This is a genomic window from Paraburkholderia sp. GAS448 (assembly GCF_050435685.1).
Taxonomy (GTDB): domain Bacteria; phylum Pseudomonadota; class Gammaproteobacteria; order Burkholderiales; family Burkholderiaceae; genus Paraburkholderia.
On record NZ_JBNDKT010000001.1, the window covers coordinates 63,622 to 89,450 of the forward strand.

Here is a 25,829-nt window from a genome sequence, read left to right on the forward strand (position 1 = left end):
TGCTCAGATGTACTGATTCATCTATGGGAGCCAGTGTGGTGGCCAGCGACGACAACGCGCCCTCCGGGCGCAGTGCACAACGTCCTCTTCCCGGCGCGGCGGGGCGCAGGCGAGAGCCTGTTGCCCCCGCCCTGGAGCACGCACCTGCCCACGGTACGGACTTGCTGGACGAACCGGTCCGGTTCGGTGCCGCGAACCCTGCGCTGCTCGCATTGCTGCGCCAGCTTCGTCTGCTCGCGCGCGACAGCGAAGGCACCTTCATCAGCCTGCACCGGGGGCAGGTTGTCTGTGATCGCGACGAAATATTTCAATATGTTTACTTCCCACTGACGGCGCGCTTTGCCTACGAATGCGTACTCGATGATGGCCGCTCGATCGAACTCGCAAGCGCTGGCGACGACTCGTTTGCCGGCTGGCCTTTAATCACGGGCGGCAACTCCATGCCGTTTCGTACGACGGTATCCGTCGCGGGCATGGCGTTCTGCTGCACAGCGAGCGCTCTTAGCGCCTGCCTGCTCGCGGAACCGTCACTCGAAACGCGCATGCTGGACTGCATCCATGTGCTGTTCGCCGAAATATCCCAGAGGGCAGCGTGCATCAAACTCCACACGGTGGACCAGCAGGTTGCCTGCTGTCTGCTCACGCTCCATGACCGGTCGGCATACACGACACTCGATATCTCCGCCGCGAGTCTCGCGCGGGCACTCGGCGTCACAGACCGTTCAGTGCGCTCAGCCCTCCGGCGCCTGGTGAGCGACGGCATCGTGGCCTCGCCACGCGGTGCTGTCTCGATTCTCGACCGTGCCCGGCTTGAAGCGCGTTCGTGCGAGTGCTATCGCGTGCTGCGCAGCTTCTATCGCCACCCGCAGGGCGATGGGACCCGCTAAGGTGTCTTAAGCAGCCAGCAGCACGACACGCCACCTGCTCGTGTCGTGGATGTGTGCGCGCTCCCACTATTCGCCGGTCCCTGTCTCCAGCCCCGTCCTCTCAAATCCGTACGCACGAAGCAAACGGTACAGCGTGACGCGCGATACGCCGAGATCCGTTGCGGCGTCGGCGAGCCTGGCGCCGTTTCTCAACAGTGCAATCTCGATTGCGCGGCGCTCCGCTTCCTCGCGCGCGTATGAAATCGACCTTGTTCGAACGTCCGGGCCGCTGTCGAACCCGAGATCGGCGGCGGTGATCACCGTGCCGTCGGACATGACGATCGCCCGCCGCACACGGTTCATCAGTTCCCGCACGTTGCCGGGCCAGTGATACGCACCAAGCGCTGCCAGTGCACAGGACGAAAACCCGCGCACGCGGCGCGTGGCATCGTTGCGGTAGCGTTCGAGCGCATGATGCGCGAGCAGTTCGATATCGTCGGCACGGTCCCTGAGCGGCGGCTCGTCCAGTTGCAGTACACAGAGCCGGTGATACAGGTCCCTTCGGAAGCGGCCTGCGCTGATCGCCTGCTCGAGGTCGACATGGGTTGCGCAGATCACGCGCACGTCAACGTCGATCGATCCTTCTCCGCCGAGTCGCTCGATTTTCTGTTCCTGAAGAAAGCGCAGCAGGCTCGCCTGGCTCTCGAACGGCAGGTCGCCGATTTCGTCGAGAAACAGCGTACCGGCTTGAGCTGCTTCGACACGGCCGATCTTCCGCTGCACCGCGCCGGTAAACGCGCCGCGCTCATACCCGAAGAGTTCCGACTGGAACAGATGGGGCGGAATAGCGCCGCAGTTAACAGCGACAAATGCCCTGTCGCGCCGTGATGACCGCTTGTGGATCGCCTTTGCGGTCAACTCCTTGCCGGTGCCAGTTTCCCCGGAAATATAGACCGGCGCGTCGCTCGTCGCTATCTTACGAATCGCGCGGAAGAGCGCATGCATCGAATCGGAGTTGCCGACGAGTTCATCCTCACAGTCGCCTGTCCCGACATCGTTCGACGCCGCCCGCCAGAGCGCGGCCATGCCGCAGGCGTGTCCAACCGCATGCGCCAGGCGTTCGCTCGAACTCGGCAGCGTCACGAAGCTCAGACATTCGTTACGCACAAGCTGGCGAATGTCCCCACTCTCGAGGTGACCCGGTTCCAGCACAGCCACCCAAGGGACACCGGACCCGCGAAGAAACTGCGCGAGCTCGGGCAGATCGTCCGGCAGCTTCAGCGAGGAAAATTCGAGTAGACCGCCCGCGTCGCGTTCAAGCCGCCGCGAGTGCTTTCGCCATTTGCGGACATCGATCTGATCAAAGATCCACGCGCGATCCTGAAACTGCGTATGCACAAACGCTGCCTCCGACCTGCATACATGATAGAGCCGCCTTCCCATCCCGCTCATGAGTCGCCTCCTGAGTAAACCCACTGGCGATCGTCGACATGTACTATTTTCTCGAGTGCATGGCGTAGTTGCAACCGGTACCTCAAGACCATCACTCCGGCGCGGAGTCCTTGCCTCGCAGCGTCCAGAGGGGAACGGGTAAAACCGGCCGATGCGAGCATCGCCCGGGAAAATAGTTCAGGCCCGGAAGCGAGCCGATCTCGCCCTTCGGCAAAAGACCGGAAAAAAATAGCCGGCATGCGCCGGCTATCAAGTCAGACCTAAGGAAAACTTACGGGTCAGAACTCGCCCCTATTCCACTGTTACTGACTTGGCCAGGTTGCGAGGTTTATCGATATCGGTCCCTCGCAGACACGCCACGTGGTATGCGAGCAACTGTAGTGCCACGACGTGAAGAACAGGTGAAAGCGGTCCAAACCAGGCGGGCAGACGTATCAGCCGGACACCGGGCCCACTCTTCAGGCCCGTGTCCGAATCGGCCAGCACGAAGAGCCGGCCGCCCCGCGCCCGCACCTCCTCCATGTTCGACTTGAGCTTGTGCAACAGCACGTCGTTGGGCGCGGTCACGATCACCGGCATCGCATCGGTCACAAGCGCGAGCGGGCCGTGTTTGAGTTCGCCGGCAGGGTAACCTTCGGCATGAATGTACGAGATCTCCTTTAGCTTGAGCGCCCCTTCAAGCGCAATCGGATAGTGCGTGCCACGGCCGAGGAACAGCGCATGCTCCTTCTGATAGAGCTCTTCTGCCCATGCCATGATCTCGGGCTCGCGGGCGAGTACGTTGCGCAGCGCGTCCGGCAACGCGGCGAGCTGGCGCATATAGACCACGGCCTCGCTCTGGCTCACGCGGCCGCGCTGCCGGCCGATGACGATCGCAAGCAGGAACAGCGCGACGAGTTGCGTCGTGAACGCCTTGGTCGACGCAACACCGACTTCGGCTCCGGCCTCGGTGATGAACGCCCAGCGGCTTTGTCGCACCATCGCGCTTGCGGCCACGTTGCAGATCGCCACCGTTCTCTCTTCGCCCATCGACTGCGCGTAGCGAAGCGCCGCGAGCGTATCAGCTGTCTCACCCGACTGCGATACCGCGACGACGAGCGTATTGCCTTGCGAAACGTGCTCGCGATAGCGGTATTCGCTCGAAATCTCCGCTCGCGCCGCCACGTTGGCGAAACGTTCGAACCAGCCGCATGCGGTCAGCGCGGCATAGTAACTGGTGCCGCAACCCAGCATCAGCAGATTCGACACATCCGCCAGTTCGCCTTCGCGCGGCATGCCGACCTGCAACGGATCGAGATCGACGATCGTTGCGAGCGTACGCGCGACCGCTACCGGTTGCTCGAAGATTTCCTTCTGCATGAAGTGCCGGTAGGCGCCCAGTTCCGTGCCCAATGCATGCTGTACAAACGCGATCTCACGACGCGCGACGGCCTGGCCTTGCGCGTCGCAAATCTGGACGTCGAGACCGTTGATATCGACAAGGTCACCTTCCTCGAGATAGATGAAGCGGCTGGCACACCCGGCAAGGGCGAAGGTATCCGATGCGAGGAACACGCCGTCCTTGCCGATGCCCACGACGAGCGGCGAGCCCTGCCGCGCACCGATGACCCGGTTGGGTTCGTCGCGGCACATTACGGCGATCGCATAGGCGCCCTGCAACAGCCTCGTTGCATTGCGGACCGCGGCGAGGATGTCGCCGCAATAGTGCTCGTGAACCAGATGCGCGATCACTTCGGTGTCGGTCTGGCTATTGAATTCGTAACCCTTTTCGGTCAGCGACTGCCGCAGCGCCTCATGATTTTCGATAATGCCGTTGTGTACGACCGCGATCTGCTCGCCGGAGAAGATGGGGTGTGCATTGTCGATCACGGGCATGCCGTGGGTCGCCCATCGCGTATGGGCGACGCCCGTCAAGCCGTCCAGTTCGGCGGCGCGCGCGTCTGCCTCGAGCGCGCACACGCGGGAGAGCGTGCGGACCCGACGCGCCTCTCCACGCTGGAGCACCGCGACACCACATGAGTCATACCCCCGATATTCGAGGCGCTTCAATCCCTCCAGCAACGAAGGAATGATGTTGCGCCGGGACACGCCCGCCACGATTCCACACATATCCGCCTCCACTTCTTTGATCCATCGATGAATCCCACTGCTATTGCGCGGCCTGGCGGATACAGCGATCCGCTGCCGACGCCGCCACTTCGCTGCGCGCGTCGAAGTCCGCCTCGCGCAAACCGCCAGGCGAAAGCGACACAAAATGGATGGAGTCGGCGCCGACCGGCATGCCGATCGCGCCCGTGTTGCCCCATGCGAATGGCGCACGTTGCAGGCCGCGCAACGAGATCGAGTCCCCGCTCAATGCGAGCGCCATCAGGCGGCCATCGCGCGTGGGCACATAGGCGACATTGCCGTTCACGGCGATGCCCGATTCCCGCACGGAAGCCGGCAGGCATTCGAGGCGCGCGGTAATGCGGCCCTCTTCGTCGATCAGCAGCACGGACGAGCGTCCCGTCGCAAGCGTCGTTGCGACGACAAAGCGCCCGACCGCCGGCACCCAGGCCGAGGCATACACGTAGTACTCGACCCGGTAGGTATCCACCCCGCTCTCGGGTCGGACAAGCTTGCCGGTTGCCGGGTCCAGCACCGCATACTCCAGTTGCGCGATGGTGTCGCCGGGGATGTACTTCTGCCAGACGAGCAGCGCGCGCTTCGGCGAGCCTGCAACCATCGGCCACCACTCGCGGACATGGGACGCCACATTGACATGCAACAGCGGCTTGCCCCAGCCGCTATAGACCTTCGCATACACACCGCCGCCCGTGCCGAGGTTGTCGACGCCGCCGCCGTCCACCCAGTCCTCGGAATAGAACACGACAAAGCGTTCGCCAACGGCGGCCACATGACCGGAGTGGCCGCCAGACTCGACATCGTGCGGATAAGCTTCGATCGGCGAAAGATCCGCGCGATAGACACCGAAACGCTGGCTGACGTTGCGCGGCGCATCCCAGCCGTCTTCGAACGTGACAAAGATGTTGCCCGACGTATTCTGTGCAACCGACACCGGCTCCTGCGCCTCCGGACGGCTGATGAACACATGCGCTTTCGAGATCTGCGACTGACCCGGCGACCACTCGCCGACGTACACGTCGTGCGGCCAGCTCCCGTCCCGATTCGCGCCGCGCGGCGGCAGACCTGAACTGCTGAAAAAGACCCAGCGTTTGTCACCACCGACGCTTGCATAGCCAATGCCGTGCATGAAGCGCCGTTCGTCGCCAACATCCGGTGCAGGCACCGCAACCACCTCGCCTGCGGGCGCACGCCGTGCGCTGACGGCCTGCAGATCGGCGGAACGACATAAACCCGACATCGTGGCAATCGTCAAGACGAGAGCAGCCGGCGCTAAAACACCCAGCCTGTCGCGCCCGCGGCGCAAGCCTCCGCGGGCGCGCCGCGTGGCTTGCCATGTTTCGCGTAGCCCGTCCATCTCGACGCCTCCCTGATTCGTGCCGGCGTGGTGGTTCTGCACGCTGCCGCTATCGTTGTCGTGGTACTGCATGACCCGTACAGGCACCCGCTCACGGTCTCTTGCGCGCCAGCGGCCCCGCCTGAAGCACATAGCGCAACCGAAGCGGCCGGTCACCGAGCGTGCCGAACATGATGGACGGCACTGGCGGTGCCAGGTCATGACCGACGTGGGCGGGCTTCGCCTCGACCGCGTCGCGGCCAGTGGGCATCTGGTCGGAGAGTGCCTTCAATGCCGCAATCAATCCGTTTGCATCGTGTGATGCGACGAACACGCGCGACACCCTGTTCCGTTCACGCATCCCGGCGGCCGCAAAGGGCCCGGGCTCGACGGTGAGACCGGCCTTGCGCCGCAGCAGGCGTTGGGTACGCGATCTCGACGCGAACGGGTGTGCCACGCGGGCGAGAACCATCCACATCGTCAGCACCGATGCGATTGCGCCAATCGCCGCCAGGTACGACACCAGTTGATCGACGGACAGATCGCCCTGTTCGAACGGCAACAGGTACCGGTACACATAGATGGTGATCCCTGCCCACATCAAGCCGACCAAAGCCGGCCGGATCAAGCGGAACCATAAGACCAGCACGAGGCCGCGCTTCACGCCTTTGTCGGCGATGATCTGATGCGGTGGACGAAGCGAGAGGTCAATCACGGGCGTGTTGTTCATGCTGGATTCCTCGGTCAGGGCTAGTCCAAACTGCACGCTTGCCACGCTGCCTGAAGACGATCGCGGGCAACGCAACGACGGTGGTAACCATATTGATCAACCAGAAAGCGAGCGGATACCAGACGGTGTCCATCAGATACAGCAGCAGCTTTTCGTCGTAGCGCCGGTCGATCAGGCAGCCGACGATGATCTGCAGCACGCAGGTCGCTACCAGCAACATTCCGTGCCAGTGCGGCAGCAGCGAGACGTGCCAGTCAAGGGGCAACGGATAAATGACATTGACCAGTCCGAGCAGCAGAATGATCGTCATGGAGTACGCCCACGCGATCCCGATGGTGTACTCGATGAAGAGCGGCCACATCATGATCTGCGACCCGCGTATGAGCGTCCCTGCGTACCTGAACAGTACCTGGATGCCTCCTTTGGCCCAGCGCAGGCGCTGACGGTACAGTCCCTTCAGCGTCTCGGGCATCAGGATCCAGCTGAGCGCATGCGGTTCATATGCGACACGCCAGTCGTTGCACTGCAGCTTCCAGCTGATGTCGATGTCCTCGGTCAGCATGTCCGAGCTCCAGTAGCCGACATCGGCAAGCGCGCTCTTGCGGAACATCGTGATCACGCCGGACACGGTGAAAATGCGCCCATAGACCTGCTGCGTGCGCTTGATCAGGCCGACGATCGACGAAAATTCGCCGACCTGCATGCGTCCGAGCAGCGACGTGCGCGTGCGGATACGGGGATTACCAGTCACCGCGCCGACGTTCGGGTCCGAGATGAAGTGCTCGAGCATCCATTCGATCGCATCCTCGCCAAGCAGCGAGTCGCCGTCGATACACATCAGATAAGGGGCATCGGTAACCGTCGCGGCAGTCGTCAGGCCAATCGCCTTGCCCTCGTTCTTCGCGTGATGAATCACCGTCAGATGCGGGATTTCAGCCGCGAGCTGGTTCAGGATCTGACCCGTGCGGTCGCGGCTGCCATCGTTGACCGCGATGATTTCGTAGTTCGGATACCCGAGCTGCGCGAGATGTTGCAGTACGCGCCGTGCATTCGACTCCTCGTTGTAGCACGGCACGATCACGGCGACCTTCGGCATCCCGGCCATCGTCAGCGCGCGCTGCGAGCGGGACCGCCCCTCTTCCAGTGCGAGGAAATGCACCACGCCCCCGATCATCCACAGATACGACATGAAGAACGGGTAGAAGAAGACGAAGTCCTGCACCCTGTTGATCAGAATATGCATCATCAGCGCGGCACTCCGTCGGCGCCGCCTTTGAGCAGCGCGTTGATCGAGGTCGGGTCGAGTCGCGAGCGCATCGACATCACGTCGCGCAGCGCGACCGCCTGCGGGAGGTCTTGCGAGAAGTTGTCGGGGTAGTAGCCGTAGCTCACCATGCCGGACTGCCGCAGACGGCGCATCTGGTCTGTCAGACGGGCTGTCGGCACGCTCGCGCCGGTACGCGCGTCGACGGCCTCAAGCAGGAAGACGGTCCGCCGCGCGCCATCCGGCACCGAACGCGCGGCCTCTCCCAGCGAATCGAGCCATCTGTCCACCGAAGGGATGCCCTCACGCGATGGCATCGCGAGCAGCCCGACAAAGTTGTACGCGCGCATGAAAGCCTCATAGTTCTGCGCATAGCGCTGCCCCGCGTTCGGGTCGAGCAGGACTTCAGGAAACATCGCGCGCACGGTTAGCACGTCGCCGCCGTTCTGGCTGTTGAACACGATCTGCTGAAGTTCCCCGGTGAAGTTGATCAAATGGCGTGTCTTCAGATCGCTCCAGCGCTTCATCAAGGCCGGATTTGCCCGGATCTGGCCGATATCGCGCGGCAGGTTCCAGCGCGCGAGCATTTGACGGGCGTTCTGACCTGAGTCCTCGAAGTCGCTTAACGTCGCGTCTTCGCCGAACAGCAGGCCGGTGAACGCAGCGTATTTGCCCAGGTCCTCGTACATCTCATGCACGAACGACCGCGCGGCAGGATCGAAGGGACTCAGCCGCCGCACCGCGGACGTGTCGCGCGCGGGCGCCCCGTCGGCGCCAGCCGTGACAAACTCGATACGCCCGTCGAGCGCCGCGGGCAGCGCGAAGGCGAGCACCGGCATCCACGCATACACCTGCACGTTCGCCCGAGTGTTCAGTTGCCATGCCGCGCGACAGAACAGATCGGAGCGCATCGGCAGATGCCGGTTCGGGAAGTACACCGCCTGCGCGAGACCGGAGCGCTTCGGATCCGAGAACGCCTGCAGGTACACCGAACTTGGCTGCAGCCTGTAGATCCGCTCGATCAGGTCGCCCAGTTTCTTTTCCTGCACCTCTGGCGCCGGGTCGTAGACATCGTCTAGCGAGACCACGACGACCCGCTCCACCGGATTGATTTCGCCGCGGTTCTCCGCCGGTTCGCGCATCGAGCGCTCCAGGCCGCCGACGTCGATCTCGTACGTCACGAGAATGCGGCGCAGGCGGTCGAGCGGTACATCGGGCGTGTTCGGCCCGGACTCGAGCGTGAACTGCGTGTGCATGCCCAGGTTCGTCGAGATACGGCGGACGGGCTGGTTTTCGGCGCCGTAAGGCCACACCATCGAGCGGATCGAGAGACCGGTCCGGTCCTTCAGTTGCCGGATACTTTCGTTGAGATCGCCGTGCACCCGGGACTCGAATTCAGCGTCGGTTTCGTAGCGCTTCTGATCCGCCAGATACAGGTGCGAAGTCGCCGCGGGCAGCTCATTGCCCTGCGGATTGGCGATCGAGCCATGATGCATGTCGTGCGTGTGGGAGCCCAGCTCGACGAGCCCCGATGCGGCGACTTCGCGCACTTCGTCCCACGACATGAACGTATCGCGCGGCACGACCAGCTTGTCCGACAGACGAATGCCCTGATCGGCCGGCGTGTCGATCCACGACGTCACGATGCCCATCACAGCGGGATAACGGAACCGCTTCAGGAGCGGCAGCACCTTCGTGTAATGACTCTTGAACCCGTCGTCGAAGGTCAGCAGCACCGAGCGCGGCGGCAGTGGCTTGCCACCGTTGCGCGACGCCTCGATTGCGCTGACGGTGATCGGGTGGTAGCCATTCGCTTCCAGCCAGGAAAAGATCGCTGTCAGCGTGCCGGTATCGACCGCGTATGGGTCGATCATGTTGCTCGTGTCGAAATGGGCGCGCAGATTGTCGCGGACGTCGTGAAAGCAGATCACGCGAAAGGTCTTGCCGTCGGCCGGGTCGGCGGGCGGTAGGATGTCGATAAGCTTCGCGGGAGCGAGAGACGGGAACAGCGAACAGCCCGCCATGGCGCCCAGACAGCCGCAGATGAGACGTCTACGGGATTGCATCGTCGACCTCGTTTCAAAGTTCAACCTCAGAAAGGAATCGTGAGCGCGGCGTATGCGGTTTCGGACAGTTCACGCGACCCGTCGTAAGCGTGGCTTCCCACGCCGATGCCATAGGTCAGCGTGACGTCATGGCTGAAGACCCATGCGTGCTCAAGCCGTGCACTCCACACGCCACTCGTGCCGAAGCCGCGCTCGTTATAGGCGCCGGCGCTCAGGTAGATACGCTGCTGCAGCGACTTCTCGCCGCTGCGCCAGATCGACCACTGGTGCATCGCAGTCACCTCCGCCGTGTAGTCGCGCGATGGCGCGAAGTACGGCGTATTGGCCCGCGTGTTGCTGCTCGTATCGAAGGTCAGCGTAACGTTCAACAACTGGTTGGGCGCGGTGAAAACGCGCTGTGTGCCGCTTGCAGTAATCTCCTGATGAAAATTCGAATCGCTATAGCGTCCTGCGGAATAAGCCAGCGCTGCGGAACGGCGATCGGTGTCGGTGAAGTTGAAGGCCACGTTCGCCGTTCTTCCCCAGATATGGTTGACGTAGGCCTTCCACGGCAGTGAATTGGAGTCACTATCGACGCCGGCCGTCGCCGACAGATAGTCGTTAAACGCGTACGTCACTTCGCCGTTGCCGCCGGTCCGCGCATCACTGCCCAGCGAGCGCGTAGCCTCGGCGCTCACTGTGAGCGGACCGTTGCGGTAGTCGCCGCCGACGCCGGTGCGCGTACGGCTGATGTCGCCGATGTCGGTGTTCGCATGGCCGTAGAACGTGTGCGCGAACACTCGCCAGTTGTCGTAGATCGGCGGCGAATACAGGAACGTTTCAATACTGAATTCGTTGTCGGCCAGTACCGAGTTGCCGTGTTCGCCGTTTACGTCCACGGTCAGCACGGGCGCGTGAAACGCCTGATAGTCGCGCTTGAACGTTCGCACGGCGCCGTTCTCGGGGAACGTGTCGTCGAGGGCGTCGTTGATGCGCCGCGCGTTCGCGTAATCGCCCACCGCAAGCGATGTGCGGCCGAGCCCCCCGAGCGCTTCGACGTTGTCCGGGTGATCGCTCAAGGTCGCCGAGTACATGTCGCGCGCGCGCCGCGTCTGGGACGTGCCGAGCGTCGCGTCGGCCTGCGCGTTGCGCACCTCCGCGCTGAACGGCACCTGCTCTTCGAGGCGCTGCAACTCGGCTATGCCGGCTTTGGTCTGACCCGTGTAGATCAGGTATTGCACCCGCAGCCGGTAGAAGCGCAGATAGTCGTCGTTAGCGAGATCCCATGGGCGAACCTGGTCAGCCGGCGGTAGCGAGGCATGGATGTCGTCGAGCACGTGCCCCGCCTGCGTGTATTTGTTCTGGTCGGTCAGCGCGTAAAAAAGGCCCTCGCGCAGATCGATCGGCCGCGTGCGGGTACCGTACTGAAACCCGCGCGTCGCCGGGTCGGCGGCTGCCGCTGTCGCCTTGTCGATGGCCCGGGTATAAGCCTGCTCCGCCTTGTCGGGTTGCTGAAGGTAGCTATAGGCATCGCCGGCTGCGGCGAGCGCTTCGACCGATATGTCCGATTGCGGCGGAATCGTCTCGAAGGCGGCAACCGCGGCCTTCATTCTGCCGCGCGCCGCATAGGCAACGGTGCGATCTCCGGCGAGCGATGCGCGGACCTCCGCATACTCCGGTGTTTGAGGCAGACGCGCGTCGAACTCGTCCGCCTGGTGAAGCGCTGTGTCGATCGCGTCAAAGCGGTCGGGGCTCGTCATCGCCCGCACCTTGTCGCGGCCGCCGCGCACCTGTTGCCGTATTGCGAGCTCTTCAATCTGCGCGATATCGACGGGCGAGAATACGTCGGGTCTCGACTTCGCCTCGTCGAGCGCCCGGACCGCGCCGCCGCTCGTCGCGAGTCCAAAGACCTCCTTGCGCACAGCGTCGTTCGACTGCGGGCTTGTACCACCCGGCGATGGCTGGCTGTCCGTCGTCGCGGGCGGATTCTGTATGGGATCGTTGGCCGGCTGGCTGTTGCCTGGCGGGGAACCTGCTGTAGTTGGAGCTGTAGTTGGAGCTGTAGTTGGATCGGTAGTTGGAGCTGTAGTTGAGGTCGCCACTACTTCATTGCCTCCTTGCGTGACTGTCTCGACGGGTACCGACGCAATGCTTTGCGCGTCGCTCGCGCTGTCAGCGGGTGCTTGCGCCGCCGCTTCGCTGTGCGCGGGCGCGTCCGACACGCTGACAGGTACCGGATGCCCGCTCGGGTCCTGGTTCACAGGGTCGTCGGCCAGCGCGACCGCGAACACCACCGGCTTCGCGTCGTCGGCTTCATGCGCCGCACTGTCCTCACTTTCAAGTGCGGCGCAGGCAGACAGAAGCAGAATCACTGCGGGAGCGCAGGATGTGAGTGGCCGGCAACGCGGCGCAAAGAAACACTTGATCTCAGCCATTACGGTGTGTCCCTGTTAGTAGTCTGATGCGGGAAAGCGCAGCCGCAGCACATCAATGACCCACACCGTTGTGCAGCATCCATGCCACGGCACAGCGTCTGGACCTCTGGACGAGAACGGGGTTAAGAGGCGCGGACCGGCGGGGCGCGTGTTTCAACTCTGACAACGGAGCCGCAAGGCGTCATCCCTCGGCCAGACCGGACTTTGGCGCGCAAAGCAGAAAGATCCCCTAAAACGGAAACACCGCACGGACAGAATCGGCAGGCTGTGAGCCACATATCGCGGCATACCTCGCATCGGGAAGACGCAGGGCGTGCACGCGTCTCAGCGCCACCGTGCATTTTTCATACGGGTTCTTCGGGTTTTTTCTTATTACGTTATCTGGGGTCCAGCAGCACCCCGGGCCTCCGCTCCCGTTTCATTTTCGATTCATTCTTTCGAGCTGGTTACGTGGTACATGGTCACGCTGCCGGGTGAACGTCGGCACGTTTCATCTCGTTACAAACAGGTCTTCCAGCTTGCTATTTTTCATCTGTAAATCTGCATTCCTACATACTTTATTTGAGTAGATTTTTCGCCATGCACCGATGATTGCTTTTCGCTCGCGACGTTCCTATGCTTGTTGCAAGTGAACCAGGGAGGTCATCATGGGAACCTTGAACAAAGAAGGTCTTCTGGCGCTTGCGGGCGCGATGCTCCTCGTGGGCACCGGTCCCGCCGCATCGCAGATTGCAAGGCCAGCCACATCACAGACCATGCAGCCCGCCTCACCGCAAACCGCACAGCCCACCGCACCCGCATCAGGTGCAGTTGCACCGCAACAGATGCTCTATTACGTGTGCGGCGGCGCAGGTGTCGATGGTCGTGCAACATCACCCGACCCTGCGCATCCATTCAACCTTGGCGTGTCGTTCATCTCCGCGTCGAATGGAGCGCCACTTTCCGAAGTCTCGGTCAAGTTGAGGCGGCACGGACGTGTGCTGATGGATTTCATCGCGGCAGGCCCGCATTGTCTCTTTTCGGTGCCTGAGGCGGACTACCGGATCGAGGGCACGTATCGCGGTGAGATGAAATTCGAAATCGTGCAGACCGGCAACATGAACGCGCAGATCAAGTGGTAGTGAGGTAGGCGGCGCAGTGCGCGTGCGGTATGTCGCCATGCGCTTTCGTGGCCGAGCCGTGCAGCCCGAACGTACGATCCTCAGGCTACCGGCGCGACGATCACTGAGAGAGGAAACCTCGTTCCAGTAAGAATCGTGAATCCATCCGATCGACAGGCCATCGACAAAGACGCGCCCCACGATATCGCATCCGCGCATCGTTGCAGTTCTTTCCGTCTCACATGGGGGCCAGGGCTGAGCGTCGCGCTGAGTGTAACGTTCTTTCTCGTTGCGCTCGCGGTGAGCGTGACCCTCGACGGTGACTATCATTTCCGCAGCACGCACACGGCTGCGACGGACACACTGGCCGCGGCTTCGACGGTGAGTGCGATCGATGCGACGGCCAGTTCAGGTACGCCCGCGCAGTCGTCCGATCCGGCCAGCGCTCTGCTTGCCCGCGCGCACGACTGCGCCGCAGCCGGCGAATGGACTTGCGTGATAGAGACGACCAACAACATCCATTCATTGCGCGGCGACACAACCGTAACGCGAGCCCTGCTCGAACAGGCAGTGATCAAGGGAGGGTGGACGCCTACCCAGGCCGCGCCGCGCTCACAGGGTGGTTATGTGCCCCACGCTCCAACTACGCAGGCCTTCCCATCAAGGACGTCACAAGATGCGAAACACGGGCGCCGGTACCCACAGCGAACGCAGTTTACCCGGCACTCGCCGGATACGCGCGCCACATCGGGCAAAGACCCAGTAGACCCGTTCCGGCACTAGACGAGTCGCGCAAGGTAAGTCGCCGCGCTGCGGTCTCGACACAGGTTTGCGTGCCGAAAGCGGCGGATCACATCCGACTGGTACCCGCAGGAATAGCCGACGATACGCGGCGTAGCGGGTGCCCTGATAGTCGTCGTCGTGCTTAAAGGTGCGGAGCGTTGCCGATGCAGGTGCGATGATGAAACGCCGCCGCGGCGATGCCCTTTGGGCGTACCGCGTGACGGGCTGTGGATGCGCGAACTGAATGTTAGAGGTCACCCCCGTCAATCTCGACAACGAATGGTTCGGCTACGTCAACCGGACCAGAAGGCTCATAGTGAACGCCTCGATGCTGCACGATTTCTCGAATACGCGAGGCAATCCTCGTCTGCTCTCGTTGATTGCTGCTTTCGTAGCGGTCGATTGCCTCCGTATCGATGACGATGACAAAGGGAGCGTTGCGTCTCGGCGCGTCATCTGGCCCGACCACCTGCCATTCGACAACTACGTGGTTCGGCGCGCTTCCTTCAAGAAATTCAACGTCAGACGGGAATTCCTCGTGGAGCACGAATTTGACCCATTCGGACTCGCGAGACATGGCGATCTCCTCAAGAACATTTCGGAAATCCTGGGACCGCGGCAAGGGCCTGGGAGGACGGTCAAGCCCGCACGTCACCGTCGCCTGCGGGCTCACACGGTCCGACGTGTCAGTGAATTCGCGCGAGGGTACGAAGCAGGGAATCTCCGTCCTGTGTAACGCAAGGAAGCACGGCACCGCCCCCAAGTTGCTCCATGGCGACCAGTTGACGTTCGAGCAACGCGTCAAGTTCGTCCCGGTCGGCAATCTGTTCGGCGGAGTCCTTGACGAGCATCAATGTCGCAAATTCATGGGGGCTGAGCATACCTGTCTCCTGAGCGTTCGAGTAGGTGCTGTACATGGAATGCGCCGGCTACTGGCTTGTGCGCCGTGCCCGCCAGGTTATAGCGCTCGCTTTCGGCGACGCATTACCCGTGGCGCGTCTGGCTGCGATATGCAGCTGGGAGTTGATGGTAGGCGGAGATCCGGGAGCGTGGCAATTCGGGACGTCCCGCATATTGGACATATTGGCCATAGCGCACTTCCAGAGATGCGGCAGCGATTAAGCGCTTGCTTCATCGTCGCGTCTCCCTTTTGAAGGGAACCTGCGAGCGAGTGGACGCTTGTTATTACAGGATTTCGCGCGTCGGGATAGTCCTTGGCCGCCCTGCAGAGCTGACGTACAGCGAGCCGCCAACGAACCGGGTGCCCGGCGCAGGGTATCTTCTATAATTTTTCGAGGAGCTGGCGCCACTTCAATGCCCGCTTCAATTGTGAAGTCAGGACATTCAGATGAACGCTTCGACCAGCAAACGCCCACTCAGCTAAGGACTCTCTCGGTCACTTGATCGATCGCGCATCCTTTTTGCTGAACGAGGGTGCTTACCGCAAGCTTGATTTGCGGGTTGGCGGTAAGCCCGCCACGTGAACGCAGCTGCCCTGCCGACCAGCGGGGGAGGAGCTATGCAAGGAATCAATGACAAGGTATGTGCTGCCATTCTTGCCGTGGTAATTGCACTGCTTACAGCATGCGGCGGGCATGGAGGCGGCTCGAGCAACGGCAGTGGCGCGGCCACCCCGGCGGGCGGCATTCATCTGCAAGTTGTCTCGTTCGGCGACAGCCTGTCGGACGTCGGGACCTATGCGCCAATCGCCAGCGCGCTGGGCGGGGGGCGTTTCACGACCAATCCAGGGCAAGTGTGGACCCAGGATGTCGCGCAATACTACGGCGATACGCTAAGCGCGGCGTTTACGATCGACATCACTCATAAATTGAGTGCGCAAAGCGGCCTCGGCTATGCGGAGGGCGGCGCCACGGTGGCGACGCCAGCAAGCCTGTACGACTTTCTTGCCGACGTGATCGGCAATGTCGAAATGCCCGTCAACCAGCAGGTTTCGAGCTATCTGGCCGCCCACGGGAGCTTCAGCTCCAGTCAACTGGTGCTGGTCTGGGCTGGCTCGAACGACGTGCTTCGCGCCGGGTCGCTGCCGGCCGCGGCGCCGACCGTGCAGACGGCGGCAACCACTCTGGCCCAGATTGTCGGACAGATCGCCCAGAACGGCGCCACTCATGTCGTGGTGGTCAATGTCCCGAATGTTGGACTATCGCCCAAAGGCATCGCCTCGCCCGACGGCGGGGCAAATCTGACCCAGTTATCGCAGATCTTCAACGATAGCTTGAACGCTGCCTTGCAGGCGAATGGCCTGCAAGGCAAGGTCATCCAGATCGATTCTTATACATGGGTGAACCAGATCATCGCGAACTTTCAGGCCAATGGCTTCGCCGTGTCAAACACCAGCGTCGCCTGCGACCCTGCGAAAACGCCCGATGACACGGCCTTGCTGTGCTCGCAGGCTACCTACGTCACGGCCAATGCCGATCAGACGTACATGTTCGCCGACGAGCTTCATCCGACGACGCGTCTGCATGCACTGTTTGCCCAGTTCGTGGAGCAGCAGATCGCCAGGAGCGGTCTTGGTCACTGAGCCTGGGAAAATGGCGACTCGTCCACAGAATCGTCGGGGTCTCGCACGTTCCGTCCGACCTCGTCTTGCTATCGCATTGAGCGGCGAGTGATTTTTAGCCGATTTTCAGGAATGTCGAGTCATGCGGTAACGGACGACGACGAAGTTAGCGACGCCGAATGGCTTGCATAAGCGCTGAAAAGCGATTCCGCATGTAAAAAAGGCCGCAGACATCGCCGCGGCCCGAAACACACACGTCGCGCAAGGGGCGCTGACGCAGGTTCCATCGTACACATCCGCGTTTCCGAAGCAATCAGGTATCTCGTCTGAATATATGCGAGAGGCCGCATTACCGCATCTACCGTGGGGCGGGCTTCTGTCAATCGCGGCCGCAGGCGTTGCAGAATGGCCACAGGGCCACTCGTCCGGCATCAGGATCGCGAATCCGGACTTTTGTTTGGCCGGGCCTGCGCCGGGAAATCGTAGTACTGCGTCGATGAACCAGCGTCCGGGCTGGCGATATTACCTTCGCGTTTGTCGATCCACTCAATCGCCCAGTGGCGCGCAACCTGGATCGCCTCGTCTTCGCTATCAAACCAGGCAAGATTGCGTTCGATATGCATTTCAGTGTCCACATCATCGTCAGGCGACGCCTGGATGATTCGCGCGTGCGCGAAGAACCGACCAAGCGAGAAATCCGGGGTCGCGTCAATGACCCAGCCGCGGTACTCGTACTCCATGATTACCTCCGATACCTGGCTAATCGAGATTCGAGCAGGCAAAGCATGGACTTATCAGGCTGTATCCGCTAAACCTCCGAGGTTGAATTGCCGACGTCGGGGCCGGCGAGCAGGCAGCACGTTGTCTTCAGGCTGCAATACTGTTATAGATCCGCGCCAGTGCTTCTGCACATCGACAATCAAAAGATGCCCTTGCAGGCAGGCGGGGCCGAAGCGCCCATGTAGCTCGAAGGCGACGAGCAACTGCGACTTGCAAATCATCTCGGGATTGCCAACGCCGAAGTGTACGGCTGGCGCTGTGGGAAGATATACCCGAGCCTTCCTCGGCTGATACTTATCGCGTACTGCTGCGGCTGCGGTGTGTCCGATGTCGTCCTTGGAAACAAAGTGATGCTGAGAAGGGTATATCGAACGTCTGGCGCTAATCCGTTGGTAACAAGGCAGCGCTGTGGGGCAGCTAAAGCGTCCGAAGAACTGCTTGCGGAACTAGATAAAGTTTTCGAATCGGGATCGGCGCTAAATCTCTGTCAGGCTGCGCGTCTTCTCGACGTAAGTGAAGGCCTTTTGCGCAGGCTGGCGCCGGACGTCGCAGCAAGGCTGGTCCAACGGGGAAAGGAGACTAGGCGCAGAGAAAAGATTCAACGCGAAGCAGCCCGCTTTGACGACTACTGGCAATCGTTCCAAGAACTACGCCTTGAGAATAGCTACCCGGCTGAGCACAAAGGGCAGGCACGGATGTATCAGCACACCGGGAGGATACTCGGCTCCCTCGAAGCTACCAGGTTCCACAGGAAGGCGCTCCATCTAGCGGAGACGGCACCTCGTTCGAGTGGCTCAGTTTGATGGGAAGCGACGAGACTGGGCTTCGATTCCAGTCGAAATCTGGGCAGACATCCGTCCAAAAACAACCAATTCGTGTCGTTTCCGACATTAATTGCATTGTTCAAATACTTGACTTGACGGATCTGGATGGGCGTTTACCGCCCGGCATTCACAGCGTCCAGCCGGGACAGGTTGGAGCCGCTCTTGTCGATGGTTACCGTCTCAGGCGCACCATTCTGAGCGATCGACTTTTTCACGGAAGCGCCTCGCGCCCACGTTGTCGCGCTTGGCTCTGAACAGGAAATCGATGGTTTGACCGGCCTTGTCAAATGACCGGTAGAGATAGTTCCACTGGCCGTTGACCTGGATATACGTTCTGTCCACCCGCCATCGAGGATTTCTTACGCCCCCCTCCGAGGGAGTACCTCTTCGCGCCCCTTGCCCCACCGATATTGGCCGGTGAATGTCGCCAGAGTGATGACACCTTTGGAGAGCCGAACGTGAGTTCAGTAAACGATGCAGGTCAGGAGCTTCATCTTGCCGCGCCAATAGACGCAACAGGACTTCATAGAAAGATCGGCTGGGCAGGCGCATTCTGGGTAGCCAGCGGCGTACCGGCGTTGGTGCTGTTCTCGATCGGCTCGATTGCGGCGACCGTCGGCAAGCCGTCGTGGATCATCTGGGCGATTTCGATCTGTTTCGGCTTCATCCAGTCCTTTTCCTATGCTGAAATCGCCGGGCTGTTTCCGCACAAGTCCGGCGGCGCATCGGTGTATGGCGCGGTCGCCTGGGTGCGCTACAGCAAGCTGCTCGCTCCGCTCTCCGTGTGGTGTAACTGGTTCGCGTGGTCGCCGGTGTTGGCAATCGGCTCAGGCTTGGGCGCAGGCTACGTGCTGAACATGTTGTTCCCGGCGACCGCCGCGATCAACACCTGGCAAATCACGCTGGTTGATCTGGGCTGGCTGTCGAGCGGCCTGAGTCTACGGATCAATGCCACCTTCGTGATCGGTGCCGCGATTCTGCTGACAACCTTCGCGATCCAGCACCGCGGCATTCTTCAAGCCGCGCGGCTCCAGATGATTCTCGCGATCTCCGCGCTGCTGCCGCTCCTATTGGTCGGCGTCTATCCGCTGCTGACGGGCGATCTGCCCATGCACAACCTTTTCCCACTCTATCCGCTGGCAAAAGACGCCGGCGGCCGTGTTATAGACGGCACGTGGAATCTGAGCGGTATCGAACTGATGGCCGGCGGACTCTTTATCGCGGCCTGGTCCACCTACGGATTCGAAACGGCAGTCTGTTATACGCGCGAATTCAAGGATCCGCGCCGCGACACGGTCAAGGCGATTGTCTATTCCGGACTCCTGTGCCTCGTGTTCTTCACGCTAGTCCCACTCGCGTTCCAGGGCGCCCTCGGTCTCGGTCAACTCGTCTCGCCCGAAGTCAAGGATGCCGCTGGTAACATCACGCAGCCCGCTGTCTATGACGGCATTCTTTCGCCTGGCATCTACAGCGGCATGGGTGTTTCCGAAGCGATGGCGAAAATCGTGCATGCCGGCAGCTGGGGCGAATTCATTCTGAAGCCAATGCTGGTGTTCGCGCTCGTGCTCGCCATCATGACCTCGATGGCGGGCTCGTCGCGCACGCTCTACCAGGCTTCCGTCGACGGCTGGCTGCCCAAATATCTTTCGCACGTCAACCACAACGGCGCACCGACCCGCGCGATGTGGACCGACCTCATATTCAATCTTGTGCTGCTGCTGATGTCCGACTACGTCGTCGTACTCGCGATGTCGAATGTCGGCTACATCATCTTCAACTTCCTGAATCTCAATGCCGCGTGGATCCATCGGCTCGACCGGTCAACCTGGGAGCGCCCTTTCAAAGCGCCAAAATGGGTACTCGGCGCCGGCGCCGTGTTGTCGTTCGTCAATCTCGCACTGATGGGACTGGGGGCGGATGTATGGGGCAAGGGCACCCTGATTTCGGGCATCGTCTTCTCGGCGCTGATCGTGCCGGTGTTCATCTGGCGCCACTACGTGACTGACAAAGGCCGCTTCCCGGACGCGATGCTGGACGACATGGATCTGTCGAACGCCAGCACCAAACGGCGCGCGGGCTTCCTGCCGTATGCGGCGTTAGTGCTCGGCGTGGTAGTCGTCTTCGTGAGTCACTGGATCACAACCTGATTGCGCACGGTTGCTGAAGACCGACCGCCCGCGCTGCGTGAATCTCCGCGCAACACGGGCGAAGTTCATCGCACGGCAAAGATCGCACCTTCGATACCCAGCACCTCGCTGCTCGCTGAATAGATACCGATGCCGCGCTCCCATACGTTTCTCAGATCGCCATTCGCTCCACGGATGCGATAACGCAGTTCGAACGGCCTGCGATCCGCCAGTGCTTCCTGCACCCCACGCCAGACGTAATCGATATCGTCCGGCACGATCAACTGGCTGTAGCTATGTTCGTGACTGTCGACAAACCAGGCGGCTGGATAGCCCGTCAACTCTTCGCAGCCGTCGCTGACGAATTCCATTGACCACGATGGATTGTTGCGGCCGCGATAGATCAATCCCGGTACGCCGTTCAGGAGTCCCATCGCACTACGCAACCTGGCTTCGATTGAAGTCTCCTGACGCTTTTGCGCCGTGGTGTCGAACGCGGAGATAAAGAAGGCGTCTTCGTGCCGGCGACATGCCACCTCCAACCAGCGAAGCTGACCGTGAGGATGAACAAAGCGTATCCGCTCGCGACTGCAGACACCGGCTTCGTTACGCAGCCGCTCCAGCATCTCGCGCCAGATCAGGCGATCTTCCGGATGTACATATGCGGCCATCTCGACGCCCACGGCGCTTGCATCCATCAGTTCGGCCCATGCAGCGTTCGCGCTGCGAATGCTGCCCTCGTTATCCACTTGAAGCAACGCGACCGGATAGGCATCGAGGCTCATCGCGGCTGCGGCGAATTCGCTCACAACAGCATTGTCTTGCATTCGTTTACGCCTTCATCATTGACGCGTAAGGGCATCGCGGTGAACCCACGCTGCCAGTTCAAGCCGAGAACGCAAATTCAGCTTGCGTAGCAGATTCTTTACATAGACCTTAACGGTGCCATCGCTGATGCCCAACTGCCGGGCGATCTGCTTGTTGCTCATGCCCTCCGAAATGAGCGCCAGTGTCTGCGCTTCACGCTCGGTGAGTTCGACCTGGCGAGCGCCTCTTTCACCTTCGGGAACATCGTCGTCTTTCGCGAGGAGCGTGACCAGACAATCGTCGAGCACGATCACGCCCTGCACGCAGTTGCGTATGTATAAGCGCAGATCTTCGGGCTCGGTTTCCTTCAGCATATAGCCGTCGGCACCGAGGCGAAGCGCGGTCAATAACTCGTTGCGATCGAGCGAGGCGGTCAGCACGATCTTGCGGCTCTCGATCTCCAGCTGGCCCAATTCATCGAGCACGTGCAATCCACCGAGTCCCGGCATGTGAAGATCGATCAGGATCAGGCCGGGCCTTAACTGCTCCGCGAGCGCAATGCCCTGCCGGCCGCTGGAAGCTTCGCCGACTACCTGAAACTCTCCGGTCGAGTTGAAGTACTCGGCGAGGCCACGCCTGAACAGCGGGTGGTCGTCAATCAGAAGCAACGTCGTCGGACCCATCAAGGGACTCCCTTCTGGCATCGTCATTCGGGACAAGCAGGCGCACCCGCGTGCCGTTCGGCTGCACATTCTCGATTGCGACTCGCGCGCCTATCGCACGCGCCCGCTCGCGCATGATCTCCAGCCCATAGTGATTTTCCTCCACCGATGCAGGCCGCAATCCGAGCCCGTCGTCAGTCACGGTCACACACAAAGCGCCTGCGGGGTCGTCTATCACTTCGATCCGCGCATGTCTTGCATGCGCGTGGCGGACCACATTCGACAACGCTTCACGCACGATCTGCAATGCGTGCAGTGCGACATCCGGCGCGAGTTCGATTTCTGGCATGCGGTTATCCAGTTCGAAGACCACGTTGCAGCGACGCGAAAATTCATCGACGGAATCGGCCAGCGCCTGGCGCCACGAGCGCCCTTCGAGCGTCAGGCGCGCACCGGTGATCAACTGGCGAACGTCGCGCTGCAGTCGCGTCATCGTGGTCCGCAACTCCGCGATCAGCGGCTCCGCGACCTCTGGCTTGCGTGATTGCTGCTGCACCCGGCTGACGAGAAACGACATGAAGCCAAGCTGCTGCGCAACTGAATCGTGAAGTTCGCGGATCAGCGCCCCTGTGCCGCCGTCGGTGGCGGGTGTTTCGTCCTGCCGTCTCCCGTGGATCAAACCGATCGCAGCACCGAGCGCCTGCCCGGCATTGCCGACTTCGGCCGCCAGCGCCTGACTCGCGGGTGACGTCAGTTCGAGCAGAAGCGCTGCGCCCCCAAACATCGAGACCAGCCGCGTGCGGCCGCCGAGCGAGCACGCCGAACACAACCGGTTCAACGGTCCGGCATGAGACGCTTTCAGCGCACAGTCGCGATGTTCATCGCATGAGAGGGAACCTTCGGACGCCCCCGTAAGCAACATTTCGCCCGCGATCACCAGCGCTGCGCGACTGCCGGGAATGTCCGCTTCGAGCCAGCCAAGAAAACACTGCAACGGCTGCGTGGACCTTTGCCCGCCCGCGATGTCGACGAAGACCCGCAATAGCGCATCCCGGAAGCGCAGCGAAAGATCGATGCCATCGACCTCACCAGCCGCTTGCGAGGAGGCGTGTCGCCGCACCAGGGTCCGGCTCAAAGCCATGCAGGGCATCCCGTGAGAAAAGTTCTTTAGAGGCAAGAACTGTGCCGTTTTCGGCACTACTCCTTTGGACATACCTCGTTATCAGGATTGAACGGCGTTTCCCTTTAAGAAACTATTTTGCTCGTGGGGAACGCAGCTTTCCGAGTGTTTTATCCGTCAGACCAGCGCTTCGCAACGCACTCGAATGGAGCAGACGCCCCGTTTTAGTTCAGATGCAAATGCACACGTTTGAAGCGAAACATGATCCACGTGTTTTACCCGCATCGACAGAACCGGCGACTAAAGACATGACATCGACGCACGACAGAACACCTGGCTCTCCTCCGAGCCTTCCGCGGTATCAGGCGCTCCGGATATGTGAGGATGCGCGTCAACACGTTGTGGTCGTTCAAGCCGACGCACTCACGAAGATCGAAGCTTTCATCGCGACACTGCCGGTCGAGCCTGACGTGAGCACACTGCTCGTTCAAGGCGACACGTCAGCAACAACTCGCCGTGCATCGTTCTTCCCGACACACGACGCGCTCGAGCGCCATCTTCTCGCGACCCTGGATCGCGCGGCAATCGGCTTGCGGCTCTATGTATGCGGCGACGAAGCGTTCATCTGGCGCGTCCGCCGCCTCGCCGGCGAGGCGGGCATGCTGGCGGAAGAAATCACCTCCGAGCTCGATGCCGCACCACGCGCCGTCTATTGCGTCCACTGCAGCGCATCGCATGTGTACGACGCGCTGCCCGAAGTCGAATGTGCCGGCTGTGGAATCAACCTGAGTGTGCGCCAGCATTTCTCGCAGCGCGTCGGCGCCTATCTGGGCGTCTGCGCCGATCCGGATCGTCCTTACCTGGAGCGCCACGCATGAACACGATCGAGGTTCGAGTCGAAGCAACGCGGCTGCTGACGCCGGTGGTACGCGAGTTCACCCTGGTCGCCGTGCACGGCCGGCTGCCGAAGTTTTCCTCGGGCAGCCATATCCAGGTGCAGTTGCCGCTGCATGAGCGCCCATTGCGCAACGCCTATTCGTTGCTTGGCGATCCGGCGAGCGCATCCAGCTATCGCATTGCCGTGCGCAAACAGGACGATTCGCGCGGCGGCTCGGTGTTCATGCATGAGCGGCTCCGTGAAGGTTCGGCACTGAAAATCACGCCGCCGGCCAATCTGTTTGCTCTGCATTCAGGCGCTCGCGCTCACATCCTGATCGCGGGGGGCATCGGCATCACGCCGTTTGTCGCGCATGTCGCCGCGCTGGAGCGTGATGCCGCCGATTTCGAACTGCACTACGCCTACCGGCAAGGGCTCACTGACGCGTATCGCGCCGAGTTGAGCGAACGCCTGGGCAGCCGCTTCCATGGATACGACAGCGAGTGCGCGCGCCTCGATATCGAACGGGTGCTGCGTGGTCGCCCGTTGGGTACGCATGTTTATGTGTGCGGTCCGCAAGCCCTTCTGGATTCAGTGCAAGACACGGCCCGTGCCCTCGGCTGGCCGGACGGCCGCGTGCACTGGGAAGCTTTTGCTGCGCCGCGGCCCGGCACGCCGTTCGTCGTGACACTCATGCGCAGTGGCTCGAGGCTGGACGTGGCGGCAGACCAGAGCCTGCTTGAAGCGCTCGAAGCGAGCGGACTCGACATCCCGAACCTGTGCCGCGGCGGTGTCTGCGGTCGGTGTTCGACCCGTCACGTTGCCGGAGAAGTCGACCACCGCGATCTGTTCCTTCACGAATCCGAGCGCGCCACGCACCTGATGCCGTGTGTCTCGCGTGCCCACAGCACCTCCCTTTTCCTGGATCTTTGAGGAACGCCTCCATGAGCGTCATTCTGAAGCCCGCCGAAAGCTATCGTGAAGCGTTTTCGTTTCGCAACGGCGAAGCCGCCATCGCCCGCTTCCCCTTCCCGTTTCCCGAAGACGCCTACATGTATTCGGTGAATATCGAGCCGGCCACGTCACGCGATCCAGGCTCGGTCTTCGAGCACTGGTTCGATATCGACGAGCACTATCGCTCCGAAGTCGCTGAACGCGCGATCGTGCTGCAGAGAGACTCGCGCCGCTGCATGGTAATGCCGCACATGCAGAAAGCGTCGTGGGACGCGCTGGAAATGATCATGGAGCATCTCGCCCAGGACTATCCCGAACTGTTTTCGCTAACCCGCGCCGGCGACCAGTGGTTGTGGCGCAATCGAGCGCTCGGCATCGAGCAGGCGTTTCGTTTCGGCGATGCCGAGACGCTGCCGTGCGAGCCACTCGAATACATCATGCGGCAGACGCAAGGCGATATCGCGCTGCTCGATCAGCGCGACGGCGACCTCTTCATGGATGCCGGTGTCATCACCGGCCCTGCCGACTGGTCGCTCGCATTCGATGCGGGAATGAGTTTCAAGCAATGGCATTCGCCGGTGCCGATGGCGCACGACATGGGCATTTTCGATCGCGCGCTGAGGTATCTGCTGCATATCCAGGTAGACCGTCCGGTACGGCGTCTGAACTGGACACTCACGATCAACCCGCGCCTCGATACCGCACCCGAAAACTACCACCTGTGGGGCGCGGAGCGCGGCCAGGTCACGCCGGAGAACGTCGCGCAATGCGTGCATCTGCGCGTCGAACTGCAGTTCATGGCGCGGCTGCCACAGAGCAACGCGCTGATGTTCAGCATCCGCACGTATCTCGCCAGCATGGCCGAGCTCGTGACCCATCCCGCGTGGGCGCGCCGTCTTCACCGGGTGCTGCGTGACCTGCCTGAGCCAATTGCCGACTACAAGGGCATGACGCGTTACCGGAAAACCCTGGTCGACTGGTTGAGCCAGTTCGACAACGGCATCTGATGCCTTGCCGATTTCG

21 protein-coding genes and 1 pseudogene are annotated in these 25,829 nt (G+C 61.5%); 8 read left to right on the plus strand and 14 right to left on the minus strand.

What is annotated here, in order from left to right; translation table 11 throughout:
* The first annotated feature begins 23 nt into the window (after positions 1 to 23).
* Complete coding sequence (locus tag P3T23_RS00325) at positions 24 to 887, plus strand: Crp/Fnr family transcriptional regulator (protein ID WP_429314219.1); 864 nt, start codon at positions 24 to 26, stop codon at positions 885 to 887.
* Positions 888 to 953: 66 nt separating this feature from the next.
* Here P3T23_RS00325 and P3T23_RS00330 read toward each other — a convergent pair whose 3' ends face one another.
* The 7 genes from P3T23_RS00330 to pgaA all read right to left on the minus strand — a co-directional run bounded on the left by P3T23_RS00330 (position 954) and on the right by pgaA (position 12,252).
* Positions 954 to 2,318, minus strand: a complete 1,365-nt coding sequence (locus P3T23_RS00330; protein WP_429314220.1) for a sigma 54-interacting transcriptional regulator — start codon at positions 2,316 to 2,318, stop codon at positions 954 to 956.
* Positions 2,319 to 2,609: 291 nt separating this feature from the next.
* Positions 2,610 to 4,427 carry a glutamine--fructose-6-phosphate transaminase (isomerizing) gene (gene glmS / locus P3T23_RS00335; protein WP_429314221.1) on the minus strand — a complete coding sequence of 606 codons (1,818 nt, stop codon included), beginning with the start codon at positions 4,425 to 4,427 and terminating at the stop codon, positions 2,610 to 2,612.
* Positions 4,428 to 4,467: 40 nt separating this feature from the next.
* The gene (locus tag P3T23_RS00340) at positions 4,468 to 5,682 is read right to left on the minus strand and encodes a hypothetical protein (RefSeq protein WP_429314813.1); all 1,215 of its coding nucleotides are present in this window, start codon (positions 5,680 to 5,682) and stop codon (positions 4,468 to 4,470) included.
* Between the two features lie 208 nt (positions 5,683 to 5,890).
* A complete protein-coding gene (locus P3T23_RS00345; protein WP_429314222.1) occupies positions 5,891 to 6,508 on the minus strand; it encodes a Biofilm PGA synthesis auxiliary protein PgaD in 618 nt (205 codons plus the stop codon).
* Entirely contained in the window at positions 6,486 to 7,757 is a 1,272-nt protein-coding gene (pgaC, locus tag P3T23_RS00350) for a poly-beta-1,6-N-acetyl-D-glucosamine synthase (protein ID WP_429314814.1), read from the minus strand. Before pgaC ends, P3T23_RS00345 begins: the two co-directional genes overlap by 23 nt.
* Positions 7,754 to 9,838 carry a poly-beta-1,6-N-acetyl-D-glucosamine N-deacetylase PgaB gene (gene pgaB / locus P3T23_RS00355; RefSeq protein WP_429314223.1) on the minus strand — a complete coding sequence of 695 codons (2,085 nt, stop codon included), beginning with the start codon at positions 9,836 to 9,838 and terminating at the stop codon, positions 7,754 to 7,756. Before pgaB ends, pgaC begins: the two co-directional genes overlap by 4 nt.
* Positions 9,839 to 9,864: 26 nt before the next feature.
* The gene (pgaA, locus tag P3T23_RS00360; protein WP_429314224.1) at positions 9,865 to 12,252 is read right to left on the minus strand and encodes a poly-beta-1,6 N-acetyl-D-glucosamine export porin PgaA; all 2,388 of its coding nucleotides are present in this window, start codon (positions 12,250 to 12,252) and stop codon (positions 9,865 to 9,867) included.
* A 647-nt stretch (positions 12,253 to 12,899) separates the two neighbouring features.
* Here pgaA and P3T23_RS00365 point away from each other — a divergent pair.
* Positions 12,900 to 13,373, plus strand: coding sequence for a hypothetical protein (locus tag P3T23_RS00365; protein ID WP_429314225.1), 474 nt, complete (start codon positions 12,900 to 12,902; stop codon positions 13,371 to 13,373).
* Between the two features lie 135 nt (positions 13,374 to 13,508).
* A complete protein-coding gene (locus tag P3T23_RS00370; protein WP_429314226.1) occupies positions 13,509 to 14,135 on the plus strand; it encodes a hypothetical protein in 627 nt (208 codons plus the stop codon).
* A 247-nt stretch (positions 14,136 to 14,382) separates the two neighbouring features.
* Here the strand turns inward: P3T23_RS00370 and P3T23_RS00375 are convergent, their stop codons facing one another.
* On the minus strand, positions 14,383 to 14,712 hold the full coding sequence (locus P3T23_RS00375; RefSeq protein ID WP_429314227.1) for a hypothetical protein: 330 nt from the start codon (positions 14,710 to 14,712) through the stop codon (positions 14,383 to 14,385).
* A 109-nt stretch (positions 14,713 to 14,821) separates the two neighbouring features.
* Positions 14,822 to 15,016, minus strand: a complete 195-nt coding sequence (locus P3T23_RS00380) for a hypothetical protein (RefSeq protein WP_429314228.1) — start codon at positions 15,014 to 15,016, stop codon at positions 14,822 to 14,824.
* Between the two features lie 638 nt (positions 15,017 to 15,654).
* Between P3T23_RS00380 and P3T23_RS00385 the strand changes: the two genes are divergently transcribed.
* Positions 15,655 to 16,677: an SGNH/GDSL hydrolase family protein gene (locus P3T23_RS00385; protein ID WP_429314229.1), complete on the plus strand. Its 1,023-nt coding sequence runs from the start codon at positions 15,655 to 15,657 to the stop codon at positions 16,675 to 16,677.
* A 410-nt stretch (positions 16,678 to 17,087) separates the two neighbouring features.
* Here the strand turns inward: P3T23_RS00385 and P3T23_RS00390 are convergent, their stop codons facing one another.
* Together P3T23_RS00390 and P3T23_RS00395 are read right to left on the minus strand one after the other, a co-directional pair.
* Entirely contained in the window at positions 17,088 to 17,396 is a 309-nt protein-coding gene (locus P3T23_RS00390) for a hypothetical protein (protein ID WP_429314230.1), read from the minus strand.
* A gap of 980 nt (positions 17,397 to 18,376) precedes the next feature.
* Positions 18,377 to 18,608: pseudogene (locus tag P3T23_RS00395) on the minus strand (DDE-type integrase/transposase/recombinase); the annotation flags it as partial.
* A gap of 110 nt (positions 18,609 to 18,718) precedes the next feature.
* Here P3T23_RS00395 and P3T23_RS00400 point away from each other — a divergent pair.
* Positions 18,719 to 20,407: an APC family permease gene (locus tag P3T23_RS00400; RefSeq protein WP_429314231.1), complete on the plus strand. Its 1,689-nt coding sequence runs from the start codon at positions 18,719 to 18,721 to the stop codon at positions 20,405 to 20,407.
* A 65-nt stretch (positions 20,408 to 20,472) separates the two neighbouring features.
* Here P3T23_RS00400 and P3T23_RS00405 read toward each other — a convergent pair whose 3' ends face one another.
* Genes P3T23_RS00405 through P3T23_RS00415 form a run of 3 tightly spaced genes read right to left on the minus strand, consistent with a single transcriptional unit; the run spans position 20,473 to position 22,996 of the window.
* Positions 20,473 to 21,213 (minus strand): PAS domain-containing protein, encoded by a 741-nt coding sequence (locus P3T23_RS00405; protein WP_429314232.1) that lies wholly within the window; start codon positions 21,211 to 21,213, stop codon positions 20,473 to 20,475.
* A 15-nt stretch (positions 21,214 to 21,228) separates the two neighbouring features.
* Positions 21,229 to 21,876, minus strand: a complete 648-nt coding sequence (locus P3T23_RS00410) for a response regulator (RefSeq protein WP_429255951.1) — start codon at positions 21,874 to 21,876, stop codon at positions 21,229 to 21,231.
* Positions 21,848 to 22,996 carry a sensor histidine kinase gene (locus P3T23_RS00415; protein ID WP_429314233.1) on the minus strand — a complete coding sequence of 383 codons (1,149 nt, stop codon included), beginning with the start codon at positions 22,994 to 22,996 and terminating at the stop codon, positions 21,848 to 21,850. The genes P3T23_RS00410 and P3T23_RS00415 overlap by 29 nt, the downstream gene beginning before the upstream one ends.
* Before the next feature lie 287 nt (positions 22,997 to 23,283).
* Between P3T23_RS00415 and P3T23_RS00420 the strand changes: the two genes are divergently transcribed.
* Genes P3T23_RS00420 through P3T23_RS00430 form a run of 3 tightly spaced genes read left to right on the plus strand, consistent with a single transcriptional unit; the run spans position 23,284 to position 25,813 of the window.
* Complete coding sequence (locus P3T23_RS00420; protein WP_429314234.1) at positions 23,284 to 23,853, plus strand: dimethylamine monooxygenase subunit DmmA family protein; 570 nt, start codon at positions 23,284 to 23,286, stop codon at positions 23,851 to 23,853.
* Positions 23,850 to 24,785, plus strand: a complete 936-nt coding sequence (locus P3T23_RS00425; RefSeq protein WP_429314235.1) for a PDR/VanB family oxidoreductase — start codon at positions 23,850 to 23,852, stop codon at positions 24,783 to 24,785. The genes P3T23_RS00420 and P3T23_RS00425 overlap by 4 nt, the downstream gene beginning before the upstream one ends.
* 11 nt (positions 24,786 to 24,796) lie before the next feature.
* The gene (locus tag P3T23_RS00430; RefSeq protein WP_429314236.1) at positions 24,797 to 25,813 is read left to right on the plus strand and encodes a heme-dependent oxidative N-demethylase family protein; all 1,017 of its coding nucleotides are present in this window, start codon (positions 24,797 to 24,799) and stop codon (positions 25,811 to 25,813) included.
* The last annotated feature ends 16 nt before the right edge of the window (positions 25,814 to 25,829 follow it).

Bases quoted from the DNA above. Each gene is read 5' to 3' on its own strand.
- P3T23_RS00345 (WP_429314222.1), bottom strand. From the start codon at position 6,508: ATGAACAACACGCCCGTGATTGACCTCTCGCTTCGTCCACCGCATCAG.
- P3T23_RS00375 (WP_429314227.1), bottom strand. From the start codon at position 14,712: ATGTCTCGCGAGTCCGAATGGGTCAAATTCGTGCTCCACGAGGAATTC.
- P3T23_RS00415 (WP_429314233.1), bottom strand. From the start codon at position 22,996: ATGGCTTTGAGCCGGACCCTGGTGCGGCGACACGCCTCCTCGCAAGCG.
- pgaA (WP_429314224.1), bottom strand. From the start codon at position 12,252: ATGGCTGAGATCAAGTGTTTCTTTGCGCCGCGTTGCCGGCCACTCACA.
- P3T23_RS00430 (WP_429314236.1), top strand. From the start codon at position 24,797: ATGAGCGTCATTCTGAAGCCCGCCGAAAGCTATCGTGAAGCGTTTTCG.
- P3T23_RS00410 (WP_429255951.1), bottom strand. From the start codon at position 21,876: ATGGGTCCGACGACGTTGCTTCTGATTGACGACCACCCGCTGTTCAGG.
- P3T23_RS00425 (WP_429314235.1), top strand. From the start codon at position 23,850: ATGAACACGATCGAGGTTCGAGTCGAAGCAACGCGGCTGCTGACGCCG.
- P3T23_RS00420 (WP_429314234.1), top strand. From the start codon at position 23,284: ATGACATCGACGCACGACAGAACACCTGGCTCTCCTCCGAGCCTTCCG.
- P3T23_RS00325 (WP_429314219.1), top strand. From the start codon at position 24: ATGGGAGCCAGTGTGGTGGCCAGCGACGACAACGCGCCCTCCGGGCGC.
- P3T23_RS00390 (WP_429314230.1), bottom strand. From the start codon at position 17,396: ATGGAGTACGAGTACCGCGGCTGGGTCATTGACGCGACCCCGGATTTC.
- pgaB (WP_429314223.1), bottom strand. From the start codon at position 9,838: ATGCAATCCCGTAGACGTCTCATCTGCGGCTGTCTGGGCGCCATGGCG.
- P3T23_RS00385 (WP_429314229.1), top strand. From the start codon at position 15,655: ATGCAAGGAATCAATGACAAGGTATGTGCTGCCATTCTTGCCGTGGTA.
- P3T23_RS00330 (WP_429314220.1), bottom strand. From the start codon at position 2,318: ATGAGCGGGATGGGAAGGCGGCTCTATCATGTATGCAGGTCGGAGGCA.
- P3T23_RS00405 (WP_429314232.1), bottom strand. From the start codon at position 21,213: ATGCAAGACAATGCTGTTGTGAGCGAATTCGCCGCAGCCGCGATGAGC.
- P3T23_RS00340 (WP_429314813.1), bottom strand. From the start codon at position 5,682: ATGTCGGGTTTATGTCGTTCCGCCGATCTGCAGGCCGTCAGCGCACGG.
- glmS (WP_429314221.1), bottom strand. From the start codon at position 4,427: ATGTGTGGAATCGTGGCGGGCGTGTCCCGGCGCAACATCATTCCTTCG.
- P3T23_RS00380 (WP_429314228.1), bottom strand. From the start codon at position 15,016: ATGCTCAGCCCCCATGAATTTGCGACATTGATGCTCGTCAAGGACTCC.
- P3T23_RS00365 (WP_429314225.1), top strand. From the start codon at position 12,900: ATGGGAACCTTGAACAAAGAAGGTCTTCTGGCGCTTGCGGGCGCGATG.